The 15,905-nt window shown below is 40.7% G+C and carries 17 protein-coding genes and 1 rRNA gene; 7 read left to right on the plus strand and 11 right to left on the minus strand.

What is annotated here, in order from left to right:
• Positions 1–100: 100 nt before the first annotated feature.
• The 3 genes from ileS to murJ all read right to left on the minus strand — a co-directional run bounded on the left by ileS (position 101) and on the right by murJ (position 5,618).
• Entirely contained in the window at positions 101–2,935 is a 2,835-nt protein-coding gene (gene ileS / locus PING_RS16860; protein WP_011771510.1) for an isoleucine--tRNA ligase, read from the minus strand.
• 111 nt (positions 2,936–3,046) lie between these two features.
• On the minus strand, positions 3,047–3,979 hold the full coding sequence (gene ribF / locus PING_RS16865) for a bifunctional riboflavin kinase/FAD synthetase (protein ID WP_011771511.1): 933 nt from the start codon (positions 3,977–3,979) through the stop codon (positions 3,047–3,049).
• Positions 3,980–4,052: 73 nt separating this feature from the next.
• Positions 4,053–5,618 carry a murein biosynthesis integral membrane protein MurJ gene (gene murJ, locus PING_RS16870; RefSeq protein ID WP_011771512.1) on the minus strand — a complete coding sequence of 522 codons (1,566 nt, stop codon included), beginning with the start codon at positions 5,616–5,618 and terminating at the stop codon, positions 4,053–4,055.
• A gap of 314 nt (positions 5,619–5,932) precedes the next feature.
• Between murJ and rpsT the strand changes: the two genes are divergently transcribed.
• Positions 5,933–6,193, plus strand: coding sequence for a 30S ribosomal protein S20 (gene rpsT / locus PING_RS16875; RefSeq protein WP_011771513.1), 261 nt, complete (start codon positions 5,933–5,935; stop codon positions 6,191–6,193).
• Between the two features lie 218 nt (positions 6,194–6,411).
• Here the strand turns inward: rpsT and PING_RS20775 are convergent, their stop codons facing one another.
• The 5 genes from PING_RS20775 to epmA form a co-directional block, all read right to left on the minus strand.
• The gene (locus PING_RS20775; RefSeq protein ID WP_157035396.1) at positions 6,412–6,576 is read right to left on the minus strand and encodes a hypothetical protein; all 165 of its coding nucleotides are present in this window, start codon (positions 6,574–6,576) and stop codon (positions 6,412–6,414) included.
• A 449-nt stretch (positions 6,577–7,025) separates the two neighbouring features.
• A complete protein-coding gene (locus PING_RS16880; RefSeq protein ID WP_041766653.1) occupies positions 7,026–7,214 on the minus strand; it encodes a hypothetical protein in 189 nt (62 codons plus the stop codon).
• Between the two features lie 345 nt (positions 7,215–7,559).
• A complete protein-coding gene (locus PING_RS16885) occupies positions 7,560–7,820 on the minus strand; it encodes a DUF4404 family protein (protein ID WP_011771514.1) in 261 nt (86 codons plus the stop codon).
• Positions 7,821–7,945: 125 nt separating this feature from the next.
• Complete coding sequence (locus tag PING_RS16890; RefSeq protein ID WP_011771515.1) at positions 7,946–8,164, minus strand: hypothetical protein; 219 nt, start codon at positions 8,162–8,164, stop codon at positions 7,946–7,948.
• Between the two features lies 1 nt (position 8,165).
• The gene (epmA, locus tag PING_RS16895; RefSeq protein ID WP_011771516.1) at positions 8,166–9,146 is read right to left on the minus strand and encodes an elongation factor P--(R)-beta-lysine ligase; all 981 of its coding nucleotides are present in this window, start codon (positions 9,144–9,146) and stop codon (positions 8,166–8,168) included.
• Positions 9,147–9,434: 288 nt separating this feature from the next.
• Between epmA and frdA the strand changes: the two genes are divergently transcribed.
• The 4 genes from frdA (at position 9,435) to frdD (ending at position 12,924) form a co-directional block, all read left to right on the plus strand.
• Positions 9,435–11,246: a fumarate reductase (quinol) flavoprotein subunit gene (frdA, locus tag PING_RS16900; RefSeq protein ID WP_011771517.1), complete on the plus strand. Its 1,812-nt coding sequence runs from the start codon at positions 9,435–9,437 to the stop codon at positions 11,244–11,246.
• Entirely contained in the window at positions 11,246–11,983 is a 738-nt protein-coding gene (locus PING_RS16905; protein ID WP_011771518.1) for a succinate dehydrogenase/fumarate reductase iron-sulfur subunit, read from the plus strand. Before frdA ends, PING_RS16905 begins: the two co-directional genes overlap by 1 nt.
• A gap of 162 nt (positions 11,984–12,145) precedes the next feature.
• Positions 12,146–12,535 (plus strand): hypothetical protein, encoded by a 390-nt coding sequence (locus PING_RS16910; RefSeq protein WP_011771519.1) that lies wholly within the window; start codon positions 12,146–12,148, stop codon positions 12,533–12,535.
• 11 nt (positions 12,536–12,546) lie between these two features.
• Entirely contained in the window at positions 12,547–12,924 is a 378-nt protein-coding gene (gene frdD, locus PING_RS16915; RefSeq protein WP_011771520.1) for a fumarate reductase subunit FrdD, read from the plus strand.
• Between the two features lie 88 nt (positions 12,925–13,012).
• Here frdD and efp read toward each other — a convergent pair whose 3' ends face one another.
• Positions 13,013–13,582, minus strand: coding sequence for an elongation factor P (gene efp, locus PING_RS16920; protein WP_011771521.1), 570 nt, complete (start codon positions 13,580–13,582; stop codon positions 13,013–13,015).
• Between the two features lie 31 nt (positions 13,583–13,613).
• Between efp and epmB the strand changes: the two genes are divergently transcribed.
• Complete coding sequence (gene epmB, locus PING_RS16925; protein WP_011771522.1) at positions 13,614–14,627, plus strand: EF-P beta-lysylation protein EpmB; 1,014 nt, start codon at positions 13,614–13,616, stop codon at positions 14,625–14,627.
• A gap of 169 nt (positions 14,628–14,796) precedes the next feature.
• Positions 14,797–15,138 carry a hypothetical protein gene (locus tag PING_RS16930; RefSeq protein ID WP_011771523.1) on the plus strand — a complete coding sequence of 114 codons (342 nt, stop codon included), beginning with the start codon at positions 14,797–14,799 and terminating at the stop codon, positions 15,136–15,138.
• A 174-nt stretch (positions 15,139–15,312) separates the two neighbouring features.
• Here PING_RS16930 and PING_RS20780 read toward each other — a convergent pair whose 3' ends face one another.
• Positions 15,313–15,459, minus strand: a complete 147-nt coding sequence (locus tag PING_RS20780; RefSeq protein ID WP_157035397.1) for a hypothetical protein — start codon at positions 15,457–15,459, stop codon at positions 15,313–15,315.
• 289 nt (positions 15,460–15,748) lie between these two features.
• Positions 15,749–15,864: ribosomal RNA gene (gene rrf / locus PING_RS16935) — 5S ribosomal RNA — on the minus strand.
• Positions 15,865–15,905 lie beyond the last annotated feature (41 nt).

The following is a 15,905-nucleotide window of genomic DNA, read 5'->3' on the forward strand; positions in this document are numbered from 1 at the left end:
AAATCCCAATTAAAAAACGCCTTAAAGTAGTAAGGCGTTTAGACCCAAACTGCTCGAAGATGCAGATTCAAATAGTTTGGGTCTATGTTAGATAATGCGATTACGCAAATTTACGGATTTCACCCTGCCCTTCAATATTGGTCACGCAGCGACCACATAATTCAGGATGCTGTTTATTTTGTCCAACCTCTTCCCGGTGATGCCAACAACGCTCACACTTAGGCGCCGCACTCTTAACAACAGAGACCAATAAACCAGTCACTTCAGTTTTAAGAGCCAATTGCGGGGCATCTGCTAAGGGTTTAACCTGCGCTTGCGATGTGATTAGAACAAAACGCAATTCATCTTCTAAGGTGGTTAATAAAGTCGCTATTTCATCGGACGCATAAAGGATAACTTCGGCTTCCAAACCACCCCCAATAGCATTCTCTTTACGGGCGATTTCTAAGGCCTTATTCACCTCGGCACGGACTAACGTTAACTTCGACCATGCAGCACTGCTCAAGGCTTCATTATCAGACAGGCTAAATAAACCATCATACCAAACCGTGGTGAATACAAATTCATCACGTGCGCCCGGCAGACGCGCCCAAATTTCATCGGCGGTAAAACTTAGAATGGGTGCCATCAAACGTACCAGCGCTTCTGCAATATGGAACAATGCGGTTTGACAACTGCGATGCGCGTTACTGTCCGCTTTAGCTGTGTACTGACGATCTTTAATGATATCCAGGTAGAAGCTACCTAATTCGATAGAGCAGAAATGGGTCAACTTTTGATAAACCGCATGCAGACTATAACTTTCGTAGGCTTCAATAACGTCATTTTGTAATATTAATGTTTGCGCTACAATCCAGCGATCCAGCGCAACCATTTCTTCATTAGGCACTAAATCAGTGGTTGGATCAAAACCGTTTAAGTTAGCCAGTAAGAAACGTGATGTATTACGGATACGACGGTAACTGTCTGCACTGCGATTAAGTATTTCATCAGAAACCGTCATCTCACCGGTGTAATCCGTTGAAGCAACCCATAAACGCAGAATATCGGCGCCAAGATTATTCATAACGGTTTGTGGAGACATCACATTGCCTAACGACTTGGACATTTTTTTGCCGTTGCCGTCAACCACAAAACCGTGGGTCAATACTTCTTTGTAAGGTGCTTTATTGTTAATTGCCATACTGGTCATTAACGATGACTGGAACCAGCCCCGATGTTGATCTGAACCTTCAAGATACATATCAGCTGCCGCTTGCTCACCCGATTCTAACGTATACTCTTCACGTTTTGCTACAACCGAAGCATGGGTTGTACCGGAATCAAACCACACATCTAAGGTATCTGTTACTTTGCGGTATTCTTCAGCTTCAAAACCTAACAGGGTTTCCGGCTCTAAATCCCACCATGCTTGAATGCCATCGATTTCAATTTTACGCGCAATAAGCTCCATCATTTCAACACTGTTTGGGTGCAGTTCATCGGTTTCTTTATGTACAAACAGGGTAATAGGGACACCCCATGTACGTTGACGAGAGATACACCAGTCAGGACGGTTCTCAACCATTTTTTCGATACGTTGTTGACCCCAACTTGGGATCCATTTAACAGCTTGAATCTCAGCGAGCGCATCAGCGCGTAAACTTTTTTGATCCATGGCGATAAACCACTGTGGCGTAGCGCGAAAAATAATCGGCGTTTTATGTCTCCAGCAATGCGGGTAACTGTGATTCAATTTGATAGAGCACAGTAATGCATTTCTTTCTGCTAATACTTCAAGCACCCGGTCATTAGCTTTAAACACATGTAAGCCTGCAAAAAATTCGGTATCGTCACGGAAAACACCGTTATCTGCAACGTAGTTAGCAACCTCTAAATCGTAACGTAAACCAACAGCATAATCGTCCTGACCATGCCCTGGCGCGGTATGTACACAACCAGTACCCGCATCAACGGTGACGTAATCAGCAAGAATGGCAGGTACCTGCAAGTCCAAGAAGGGATGGTTAAATAATTGCTTCTCTAAATCAATCCCTTTACAGATAGCTAAGGTGCTGAAATCTTCATTGCCGTAACGTTTCAGACAATCGGCCACCAGATCCGTCGCTATAATTAAACGCCGCTCTCCTGCTTGTACTAAGGAGTATTCTACTTTTTGTGCTAATGCAATGGCGCGGTTAGCCGGCAGTGTCCAAGGCGTGGTTGTCCAGATCACAGCAGAGACATTACCTTCCCCCAGATTATCAGTCACAGCGCTAAAACAGTTTAAAACTTGTTCGTTATCGACCGCGCTAAAAGCGACATCAATGGCCGGTGATAGTTTATCTTCATATTCAACTTCGGCTTCAGCCAATGCACTACCGCATTCTGTACACCAATGCACAGGTTTAGAGCCTTTGTGGAGGTGGTCATTTTTAATCACTTGCGCCAGCGCGCGAACAATGTTCGCTTCGGTGCCAAAATCCATCGTAAGATAGGGTTTATCCCACTCCCCCAACACACCCAGACGTTTAAAATCCTTACGTTGGCCATCAACTTGGCGCGCTGCATATTCACGACATTTTTTGCGGAATTCAGCGGCACTGATTTTTTTACCGGGTTTGCCAACTTTTTGCTCAACTTTCAACTCAATGGGCAGACCATGACAATCCCAACCGGGGATATAGGGTGCATCAAAATCAGATAATGTTTTTGATTTAATAATAATGTCTTTAAGAATTTTATTAACCGAGTGACCGATATGAATATCACCATTTGCATAGGGAGGACCATCATGCAGAATAAATGTTTTTTTACCTTTTTTAGCTGCACGGATCTTTCCGTAAAGGTCGTTGCTGTACCAATTTTTCAGCATATTAGGTTCACGATTAGCAAGATTTGCACGCATCGGGAAACCTGTTTTAGGTAGGTTTAATGTACTTTTGTAATCACTCATTGATTTTATTCCATCTGACATTACGTTGGGATTGAGACCCAAGCTACTTTAACATTAATTTTCAAAGTCATGTACGACTAACGGATTCCTGCATATTCAAGTAGTTTGTGGTTATTTATGGAGCAAGTGCCATTGTCTGGCCTGCTTGATGTCTTTATCGATCTGAATTTTTAATTCTGCGAATGAATCAAAGCGCACTTCATCGCGTATTTTTTCTTCTAATACGACTTCTAACTGTAAACCGTATAAGTTCGCATTAAAATTAAATATATGTACTTCTAACTGCTGACGGACGCCCTGCACAGTAGGTCGCTGACCAATATTAGCAACACCTTGATAAATCTGATTGCCAATGCCCAGCACCGAGACCACAAAAACACCTGAAACGGGTGATACTCGACGTTTTAACAACAGGTTCGCAGTGGGTACACCAATAGTACGGCCTAACTTTCGTCCATGTACCACTCTGCCGGTAATACTGTATTTTCGGCCAAGCATTAATGCCGCTTGTCGCATGTCGCCCGCAGCCAAAGCCGCACGAATACGGCTGCTACTAATACGATATTCTTGTTGCGTCAGACTGTGGGTATCAACCACCTCAAAGCCATACTTTTCACCGGCTTTTTTTAGCAACTCAAAGTCGCCCTTACGCTGGTAACCAAAATGAAAATCATCACCAATCACCAAAAACTTTACACCGAGTTTTTTTATCAACAACTCTTCAATAAATTCTTGCGCACTTAAATTAGCGAACTTACGGTTAAATGAAACACATAAAAGCCTGTCTAACCCCAGTTGATCAAGTTGTACAAATTTATCACGTAAGCGGCTTAATCGAGCAGGTGCATTCTCTCCGGAAAACAGCTCAGCAGGTTGCGGTTCAAATGTTAAAACAGTTGCAGGTACCTTCAGGCGCTTAGCCTCAAATAATAATCGAGAAAGCACCGCTTTATGGCCTAAATGTACCCCATCAAAATTACCAATACTCAAAACGCATCCCTGATGGGATGCTTTGATATTGTGAATGCCGCGTAATAATTCCATTTTGTTTACTTAATAAAAGGCTATAAAACACAAAAGAGTGGATTATATATTAAGCAGCGCAACTAATCAGCCCTCATTTAGCCATTCTTATCTGAAAATGCCTAAAGCGTAATCCGGTCAACCCTAAAGCAAACAAATACAAGACTGCACCTGCCACGATTAAATAAAACAGTTTTAATGCAGCTTCCAGCCACGACAGTTGACTCCACTCTGATAATGCTGGATTAAAGGCAACTAAACCTGCGGCCATCACTAAACCCGCAATGATAATTCGCAGTAGTACCGACACACTGTCTTTTTGTCTTTGGTAAATACCTTTTTGGTATAAACCAAACCATAACAAGCCTGCATTTAAAGTCGCTGAAATTGAGGTTGCAATAGCCAAACCGACGTAACCATAGGGGATAGCAAAAATAATGTTCAAAACCATATTACTGCCCATAGCAATCATCCCGTATTTTACTGGCGTTCTTGTATCCTGGCGTGCGTAGTATCCGGGTGCTAATATTTTAACCATCATAAAACTCAATAACCCACTGCCGTATGCCCATAAGCTCATTGATGCCATTGCAACATCGTGGGCAACAAATTCACCACGCATAAATAAAACACGCAGCATAGGCTCCGCCAGTATAATCAACCCTAACATCGCAGGGAAACCTAAGATACAGACCATACGCATCCCCCAATCCAGCGTTTTAGCAAAATCATCGATTGATTTAGTGACGTGAGATGAGGACAGGCTCGGTAAAATAACCGTTGCGATAGCGATACCAAATAACCCTAATGGAAATTCCAGTAAACGATCCGAGTAATATAACCAACTGATTGATCCCGTTTGCAGAAAACTGGCAATAAAAGTATCAAGCAATAAATTAATTTGGCTAACAGATACCCCAAATAATGCCGGAATCATTAAGACTCTGATTTTTACAACACCGGGATGGTGCCAATTCCAAGTAGGCTTAACCAATAGTTTTTCTTTATGTAAAAAAGGGATCTGGAAAAGAAACTGGATCGCCCCACCCAAAAATACGCCTATTGCTAACCCTATTTCTGGTTGTTGCAAATGCGGGGAGACAAAAATTGCACAACTGATAATTGCCACATTCAAAAAGACGGGCGTAAAAGCGGCGACAGCAAATTTACCCAGAGTATTTAAAATTGCCCCGGATAAAGCGGTGAAGGTAATAAACCATAAATAGGGAAAGGTTATTTTTAACATAAAAGAGGCAAGCTCAAACTTTTGTCCATCCGGGCCGCCATTCCACCATTCTAAAAACCAGCCAAAACCGAATAATGCGGTGATCACAGAAGATCCCAACACACCGAGAATAGTAATAATAGTAATAATGGTTCCCAAGGTGCCGGAGACAGCGGCAACTAATTTTTTAACTTCATCAAAAGAGTGTTGTTTTTCGTATTCCGTCAAGACCGGCACAAATGCTTGTGCAAACGCACCTTCAGCAAATAAACGCCGTAAAAAATTAGGAATTTTATTGGCAAAGAAAAACACATCGGCGGCAGCTCCCGCTCCCATCAAGTTTGCTATGACGACATCTCTTAGCAGACCTAAAATTCTAGAAATCAATGTCATAGAGCTTACGATCAAACCTGATCTCAGTAATTTTTTACTCACAATATTTTTCCTACTAAAGGGGGATGTTAATTTTGTTCAAACTATTTGAAAAAGGCACTCAACAAGTTAGCTGGAGTATGACTAGTCAGCGTTCGTTAATACCCTAAACGTCTGGAAATAGAGTCACTTCTAGACCTGTAGATTCTTGCATTATTAAGCAACTTGGGTATATAATGCGCGCAGTTTAACCATCTACTTGGTTTCTTACCAGTTTTTTAAGTGGTTAAAAAGAAATCATTTGACAATATACGTATGAAAGGGCATATTCCACGACCTTTGATTATCCCTGTATACAGAATTTAGGAGTTAAAGTCTTGGCTAATATCAAGTCTGCTAAAAAACGTGCTTTACAATCTGAAAAGAGCCGTAAACATAATGCCAGCCGTCGTACAATGATGCGTACTTTCATCAAGAAAGTTGTTGTTGCTATCGAAGCTGCGAATAAAGAAGTTGCTACCGCTGAGTTTGTAAAACTGCAATCAGTTTTAGATAGCTACGCAACTAAAGGCTTAATTAACAAAAATACTGCTGCTCGTAAGAAAAGCCGTCTTTCTGCAAAAATCAAAGCACTATAATTCTTATTTAAGAAAATAGTCTTTAATTTTAAGCTTTAAAAAACCGACTTAATGTCGTAACTTCCCTCGTGTAACTCAATTAGGGGATGTTATATATGGAAAGGTTAGTAGGCCTAGTGTTTACTAACCTTTTTTCATGTCTGCAATAAATAAGAGCAGCTGTGAGTGTGTTGATTGGTTAAGCTTTCAAACTGTCATTGAAAATAGAATTCAACTATCTACAAGTCAACTATCGTCCAATATTTACAGCCTAATTCGTAAAGTTCATCTTTAGCTTTGAAAAATGTTGTCCAGCGTAAGTATTTTGGTTTTGGTGCATCTTCCGTCTTGGCAAAATCAGCCCCACCACACCCTATTTCTATTTTAAATATAAGCCCTGTCATTTGCTTATTTTCTTGAGAATATAAATCTTTGATAATAATTTTGAAGCTACTAAACCACCCGATTATGGCAACATACTTTCAATCTCTCTTTATAACTCGGTATTACCCGTCCGACCTCTTTCCATAATGTTGATGAGTGAAGATGGTAGGACTCATGGACAAGGATCTAATCGACAATGCGCATACCACGACCCATTTGAAATCCACCCAGCGGCTTTTAAAGGACTTAATGCGATGGTTCTTGGTTTAACAGCGACGATCTTGGCATAACCTATTACTTTTTATCAAGCTTGTGCTTGTACCAATGTATTAAAGCACCACGAGTGAAATGATTTTTAAATCGCTGACTTACCTAAGGTGAGTTGTAAACGAATATTGACTAATTTAAGAGCTTGGTAAATGACACTTATTTTCAAAAAATGAACTTTAGCATCGAGCAAGGAAAAGTTTTAAAAATCCTTATTGAGGGTTGTATCATCTAAGCACTCTTCTAGACTAAACTTTTTTTGTTCCGATGCTAATTTTTCTTGACGTGAGTCATGCTCAAGTACAGCCATTGCCCGATCTTTTAGGCTTGCTGAAGAATTCGACTTAGATTTAATTCTTAACATTGCCTTACATTTATGAATTACATTCATGGTTTAGAATTCCACTCTATTTAATAAGATCTGATTCGTTATATTCATTTTTGGTTAATGTATTATAAACATATCAAATAATAATGGTTTGTGAAATGGGTTTTAATCTAAGGTCTGATATAACATGCGCTAACGGGTTTTAACTGACTTGATCAGCGCTCTTGATTTAACAGGGCATCACGGGTGAAATAATTTTGAATGCCTGACTCACCCAGGGTTAGCTGCAATCTGACACTTACTGCTTTTGTAGTTTAACCAAATAAAATGAAAAAACCGACTGGATGTCGGTTTTTTATGTCTATATTTCAGGAAAAATACAAACCTACTCGCTTTAATTCAGCGGGTTTATATTCCCATGCTGGAAAGGGCTAAAATGAGGTCTTTAATCACCTTACCAACAACCGGATTAGTTTCTTCAAAAACAATCAGTTGCTGGGCAATTTTTTTATCCCGGATCAATTTTGCCGGATCACCAGATTTTATAGCCTCTTGAAGCTGATCATGTACCTGCCGTAAGTCTCCGGCAGTGCATTTATCAGCAATAAGATCCTCGTCCAAAATGGCCGATAACTTTTCAACTTCTGATTTAACTTTTTTAATCGCCATAAACACCTCTGTACAGTGAATGAATTAAAACCAAACCAATTGAATCTTCCCCTTAAGTGGTTTGGCTAAAAAATTATTAATATTAGGATTAATAACCCATTATAGTCTTAAAATAAACAATTCAGTTAGCCTGGTTTAAAAAAGTGATCCAGACAACGTCCTAATAATAAAGAGATAATAACAAAAAAGACACTTAATAACATCAGGCCAATTTTAAACCAATCATGATATGAATAATGTTGTAAATATAAAGAGGAAAGATAAATAGCAAATAACCAGTATAAGATACGAAATATATACGCCCATAACGGATAAGCACGATCGGTTAACCATAATTTAGCCAACTCAGGCTCCTTTAATTGTAAAACTGATAACATCATCAATATGTTTTTTCTCGCAGGCAAGCATTACCAAGCGATCGACTCCTAAGGCAACACCGGCACAATCGGGTAACGTCGCTAGCGACGAGATAAAGTTCCCATCAATCGGCATTTGCGCAAGCCCCTTTCGTGAGCGTAAACGATTATCTGCCTGAAAACGTCTTAACTGCTCTTGCCCGTCACTTAATTCATGAAAACCATTAGCCAGCTCAATGCCTTGAAAATAAACCTCAAAACGTTCTGCGACACGCTTATCAGTGGGACTTATTCTTGCCAATGCTGCTTGTGAAGCCGGAAAATTATAAATAAAACAGGGCTTGTGTTGCGCAATAACAGGTTCAATAGCAATACAAAATAATAGCTGCAGTACAGTATCCCGATCGGGTTCTTCACTTAAGACCTCCCCCAGATTAAGCTTTTCTCCTGAAGTCTTCAATTGTTCAAGACTCGCAGTGAGAGGATCAACCGCTAATACTTCTAAAAAAGCATTCTGATAGGTACAACGACGCGCAGTTTCAGATTTAAGAATAAATTGTAATAACTGATCCATTTCATCCATTAAACGAAAATGGTCAAATCCAACCCGGTACCATTCCAGTAAGGTAAATTCAGGATTATGGAATCGTCCCGATTCTTCATTGCGAAAGACTTTACTTATTTGAAAAATACACCCACTACCGGCAGACAAAAGACGCTTCATATGAAATTCAGGCGACGTTTGCAGATAGAGCGGGGTACCCTGTGCTTCCGGCTTTGATGAGGATATTTGTGGCCCCATAAAATGGGTTTGAAAACAAAACAAGTGGATATCCGTCACACCCGCCTGGCTTAAGATCGGCGTCTCCACTTCTAATAATCCGCGTGTTATAAAAAAATGCCGAATAGCCTGTAATATTTTTGCCCGTTGTTTTAATTCTTTTATCGATGCACTTGGTTTCCAGCTCATTTTAATTCCTTTATATTCAGAATAATTGACCTTTTCTAGATAATCAAAGATTATCGCATAGGAAGATCAATACCCCCCCCTAGTTTACCGAAGAATAAAAAATTCGGAAATAAAAAATTTTTTTGTAATATCCCCTCATTATATTGACATAAACTGCTAGTCTTTATAGCTCATTTCCAAATAACCTTGTTTATTTCGCGGTTTTTTACCAACTCACTGTTAGAATCAAAGAATAATCTTAATAATGTGAATAAGATGAATAACATAAACAACTAAGGGAGTAGAAATGTGCAGATAATTCAAACAGATGTTGCCATTATTGGTGCCGGCGGCTCAGGCCTTCGAGCCGCTATTGAAATTGCAAAAAACCATCCAGAGCTCGATATCGCATTAATATCCAAGGTTTATCCGATGCGCAGCCATACCGTTGCAGCTGAAGGTGGCGCGGCAGGCGTTGTTCAAGGTCATGATTCATTGGATAACCACTTCAATGATACTGTCTCCGGCGGAGATTGGTTATGCGAACAGGATGTTGTTGAGTATTTTGTAGAGAATGCCGCCAAACAACTTACCCAACTTGAACATTGGGGCTGTCCGTGGAGCCGTAAAGAGGATGGCTCGATTAATGTCCGTGCATTCGGGGGGATGAAAATAGAACGTACTTGGTTCGCTGCCGATAAAAGTGGCTTCCATATTCTGCACACTCTTTTTCAAACCTCACTTCAGCACCCCAAAATCAGACGCTTTGATGAGCATTTCTGCCTGGATTTGATTGTTGAAGACAACAAAATCCAAGGTATTGTGATCCTTGATATTGCCGAAGGTGAAGTAAAACTGATCCAGGCTAAATCGGTAATTATGGCAACCGGCGGCGCAGGTCGCGTATACAGCTATAATACCAATGGCGGCATTGTCACCGGTGATGGCATGTCCCTCGCTTATCGGCACGGTGTTGCGCTCCGTGACATGGAGTTTGTGCAGTATCATCCGACGGGTTTACCGGGCAGTGGTATTTTAATGACCGAAGGTTGTCGTGGTGAAGGGGGTATCTTAGTCAATAAAAATGGTTACCGTTATCTGCAAGATTATGGATTGGGGCCTGAAGTACCCGTCGGACAGACTAAAAACAAACACATGGAACTTGGACCACGTGACAAACTCAGTCAATGTTTCTGGCAGGAGCAGCAAAAAGGTAATGTCTTTGAAGGAGAACGCGGAGACTATATTCATATGGATCTTCGCCACTTGGGTGAAGATAAAATTAATGAACGCCTGCCACTTATCCGTGAACTGGCAAAAGCCTATGCCGGAGTCGATCCTGTTTATGACCCCATCCCTGTGCGCCCTACCGTACATTATACAATGGGGGGTATCGAAACGAACGCGAAAACGGCAACCAGTCTGGCTGGGTTATATGCAATAGGCGAATGTGCTTCTATTGGTTTGCATGGTGCCAACCGTTTGGGCTCGAATTCGTTAACTGAGCTTGCCGTATTTGGCCAGTTAGGCGGGCAGGAAGCTGCAAATTATGCACTTAATACAGAACACCAGGAAATAGCGCCTTTAAAAAAACAGGCCGATGCTATTTTGGCCCGCACAGAAGCCTTATTGCACAGTGAAGGCACTGAAAAGATGGCAGACATCCGCTTAGAAATGGGCGACTGCATGGAAGAGGGGGTTGGCATTTATCGCACCAAAGAACTAATGCAAAAAACCATCGATAAACTTGCCGAACTTAAAGAGCGCTATAAAAACATTAAGATTGTTGATAAATCCAGTGTGTTTAATACTGAGTTTTTATATGCCATTGAATTGGGATATTTACTCGACAGCGCAGAAGCAATGGCACACAGTGCAATAAATCGGGAAGAGTCGCGCGGGTCACATCAGCGCATTGACGATTTTGATAAACGTGATGACCAAAACTTCTTAAAACATTCACTGGCATATTATCAAGCGGATAAAGCACCCAAAATAAAGTATTCCGCCGTGACAATTACCAAAAGCCAGCCCGCTGAACGTGTTTATGGTGAAGCATCGGACAAAGCAAACGCTGCTGCTGAGAAAGCACAAGCTGCGTCTGCACAGGAGGAAGTTTAATGAACGCATCAACTATTACAATAGATGTACTGAGATACCGCCCCGAAATGGATGAAAAACCATTTACTCAATCTTTTGAAGTCCCCTACAGCCCAGACTTATCTGTTTTGGAATCCCTGCAATATATTAAAGATCATCTGGATAGCACGGTTAGTTTCCGCTGGTCTTGCCGTATGGCGATTTGTGGCAGCTGCGGAATGATGGTAAATGGCGTTCCTAAATTAGGCTGTAAAGTATTCCTGCGTGATTATTTTCCAAAGAAAGTCAGTTTAGCACCCTTGGCTAACTTCCCTATTGAACGCGATTTGGTGGTCGTCATGGATGACTTTATCGATAAATTAGAGTCCGTTAAACCCTATCTTATACCTGAAAAAGAAAAAGATTTAGCCGAAGGCCCTCATCGGCAAACACCTTTACAGATGGAAAAATTTAAACAGTTTTCAATGTGCATAAATTGCGGCTTATGTTACGCCGCCTGCCCGCAATATGCCTTAGACAAGAAGTTTACCGGCCCTGCGGCTCTTGCATTGCTAGCGCGATACAACCGCGACAGTCGAGATAATGGTGAAGCTGAGCGGATGAAAATAGTCAATCAGGAAGAAGGTGTTTGGGGTTGCACTTTTGTTGGATATTGCTCGGTAGTTTGCCCTAAAGATGTTGATCCGGCTGCAGCCATTCAACTGCTTAAAGTGGACAGCAGTAAAGATTATTTAATTGGTATGTTTAAACCAGATTAAGGGGATAACTATGCCTAAAGGAAAATCTTACCAACTTGAATTTTCAATTAAATTGATGACAGCTTTAAATTACAGAGGTTAATAAAATGAGTAAACGTAAACCTTATGTGCGTGAACTGCCAATGGAATTAATGACAGCTTTAAATTATGGAGGTTAATAAAATGAGTAAACGTAAACCTTATGTGCGTGAATTACCAATAAATTGGTGGATGAAAAACGCTTTTTATACAAAATATATGATTCGCGAAGGCAGTAGTATTTTTATTACCTTATACAGCCTGATATTAACCTGGGGTGTCTTTCGTTTAAGTCAGGGTGAAGCCGCTTTTAATGCCTGGATGGCCGCATTACACAATCCACTTTCAATTATGCTGCACCTTATCGCGTTAGCATTAGCCCTGTATCATACTGTTACCTGGTTTTCTCTGGCGCCTAAAGCGATCGCTTTATGGATCAGAGGGAAAAGATTACCAGACAAATTTATTATTGCGGGTCATTACGGCGCATTCGTTGCAGTGACTATTTTCTGCCTGATAATTATCACCCTGTAAGGAGAATGAAAATGTCTAATACAACAGAGAAAATCTATACACGTTCACATGAACCCATTTTCTGGGGGTTATTTGGTGCGGGAGGAATGCTCACCGCGTTCCTGACACCCGTCATGATTTTGATTACCGGTATTCTAATTCCGCTTGGTTTAATAGATAGTAAGAACCTTAGTTATGAAAAAGTGCATCACTTTGCCACAAGCTGGTACGGTGCAGCTATTGTATTAGTGCTGGTTGCTTTACCTTTATGGCATACCCTGCATCGTATTTACCATGGGTTACACGATATAGGCATAAAACGAGGACGAGATTTGCAACAGGTTTTCTGTTACGGGTTTGCTTTTGCGGTCAGTGTCTTTGTCTTTACTCTGCTGCTGCAGATGTTCTAGTGGTTTCCCGTTCATAGAGATAAAAAAACCAGCTAATTAGCTGATTTTTTTATCTTGATACTCACATCACTAAAGATATCAGAAAAGTTTATTTTTTAACCCGGCTGACATATTCACCGCTGCGCGTATCAACTTTGACCATATCACCAATCTGAATAAATAAAGGCACTCGAATAAGCGCACCTGTTGCCAAGGTAGCAGGTTTACCACCCGTACCGGCAGTATCTCCTTTAAGTCCCGGATCCGTATCTGTCACTTCCAGTTCAACAAAATTAGGGGGTGTTACCACTATTGGATTATCGTTCCAGGTAGTGATAGTACAGATATCCTGCTCAACCAACCATTTAGCCATATCACCGACCGCTTTTACATCTGCCGCAATTTGTTCAAAAGTCTCGTTATTCATAAAATGGTAAAACTGATCATCGCTGTAGAGATATGAAAGCTCAATATCCATGACATCAGCAGATTCAACTGTTTCGCCAGATTTAAAGGTTTTTTCAATCACCTTACCCGATAAAAGTTTGCGCAGTTTAACACGGCTAAACGCCTGACCTTTACCTGGTTTAACAAATTCATTCTCGATAATTGCACAAGGCTCGTTATCAAGCATAAATTTTAGCCCGCCTTTGAATTCACTGGTATTATACGTTCCCATCATTACCTCACTATAAATTGATTTATAAAATATGCTGCAAATAATTACCACGGATAATACCGATGTGTTGCCGAGTTGGCAAAAAGAACTCGCGAATACGGTCAAAAATCCACAACAACTGTTACAATTATTGGATATATCCCCAGAAAATGTACCGTTAAGCTTAAAAGCCCGTAAAAGCTTCTCTATGCTGGTACCGATGCCGTTTGTTAAAAAAATGAAAAAAGGGGATATTAATGACCCTTTATTACAACAGGTTTTACCTATAGAAGATGAAGAATTAGTCTCTGAAGGTTACAGTACAGATCCTTTAGAAGAGCATAACAGTGCCCTTCCCGGTTTATTACACAAATACCAAAGCCGCGTATTACTGATCTTAAAATCGGGTTGTGCGATTAATTGCCGTTACTGTTTTAGGCGACATTTCCCTTATCAGGATAATAATATTAACAAAAAACAGTTACAGGAAATTATCACTTACATCAAATCCCATCCTGAAGTAAATGAAGTTATATTAAGCGGTGGTGATCCATTAATGAGTAAAGATGATTTTTTGCAACACGTGATCAATGAATTGGAGTTATTACCACAATTGAGACGATTAAGACTGCATAGTCGTCTACCGGTTGTGATTCCATCTCGAATCACTGACCAACTATGTCATATGTTTAATAAAAGTCGTTTAAATGTGGTCTTTGTATTACATATCAACCATGCTAATGAGATCGATCAAATATTTAAAGATGCAATGAATAAACTCCATCAGGCTGGCGTGCAGTTATTAAATCAAAGTGTATTACTAAAAGGCATAAACGATAACAGTCAGGCACTGGTTGACCTTAGCGAAGCGCTTTTTGAGGCGCATATACTGCCTTATTACCTGTTTTTATTAGATAAGGTGCAGGGCGCACAACATTTTGATTTACCCGAGCAGCGTGCGATACAATTAACCCAAGAAATGAGCGCTGCATTACCAGGTTATTTAGTGCCAAGATTAAGTCGGGAAATTGCGGGTGAAAAGAACAAAACACTGATAGCGACATAAAATCAAACCAGATGCAGAGTCTGATTCAACCTTAGGTTAAGCATAGAGTACTGCTTAACCTCTGAGGGCTGTAACGATGATAGAATAAGTACGAACAAAGATCTGCAAATATTTAAGTGATCTGTTCAATATTAGTTCGCTATAATCGCTTTAAAAAAAGGAGTAAACAATGAATAAAGAAAATGTGATTAAACAATTACAAGACAATATAAAAATTATTTATCATCGTGCCATTGACGCAGATAAACAGCTAGAACTGCTACGAGAGCAAAAAAAAGCGGGATTTGCACAAATATTTACGAATGATAGTGCGTTTAAAAATCATTCCACGACCTTCTTGCCTTATGTTGAAGAGTTAGCTGCGGATCTGCAAGCAATTCAAACTGATAATGACGAGCATTACAAAACCTTAATTCCGTCGATCGTCGTTAAAATTGAACTTCTGTTTAAGACGCTTAAAGCTTTTAAAGACAATTTAAAGGGTGAACAACCAGGATCAGAAAGTACCTGATACCAATGCCACTCATTAGGTGAGCTATTTATACCCCATGTTCGAGTTGGTCATCGTCCAAGCGCTTAAACGAAAAAATCCCTGCTGACGTTAGTCACAGGGATTTTTCTGGATTTAATTGCTTAGCTTGTGCAATACACTGGCGATGGAACAGGACTCACAGAGCTCACCCGCTCATGACATTTGCCTAACGGCAAATTCGCCCTGCTCTACATGATCGGAAATACAGGAAGCGCAGAACTTGTCCGCTCGTGAACCATCGCTGCCGCGATACTCGCCCTCCGGCATACTCTTAACCTTTCCCATGTTCGAGTTGGTCATCGCGTCAAAGCCCTAATAACGAAAAAACCCCTGCTGACGTTAGTCAACAGGGATTTATCTGGATTTAATTGCCAAGCTTGTGCGGAATACTGGCGATGGAAAAGGACTCGCAGAGCTTAGCCCGCTCATGACACATTGCTCACGCAATACTCGCCCCTACTATCACATGGCTTGAATGCCACTCCGTGGCTGCTCTTTATGTCCCATGCTCGAGTAGTCATCGTCTCAAGCACTCAAACGAAAAAATCCCTGCTGACGTTAGTCAACAGGGATTTATCGTTTATTAGGCGCTTGGCGATGACCTACTCTCACATGGGGAGACCCCACACTACCATCGGCGCAATTGCGTTTCACTGCTGAGTTCGGAATGGGATCAGGTGGTACCACAATGCTATGGTCGCCAAGCAAAAACTTTTTAAAGCTTAGGCTTTTTTTAGCTTTAAATT

Origin of the sequence: Psychromonas ingrahamii 37 (assembly GCF_000015285.1) — a bacterium.
Taxonomy (GTDB): Bacteria; Pseudomonadota; Gammaproteobacteria; order Enterobacterales; family Psychromonadaceae; genus Psychromonas; species Psychromonas ingrahamii.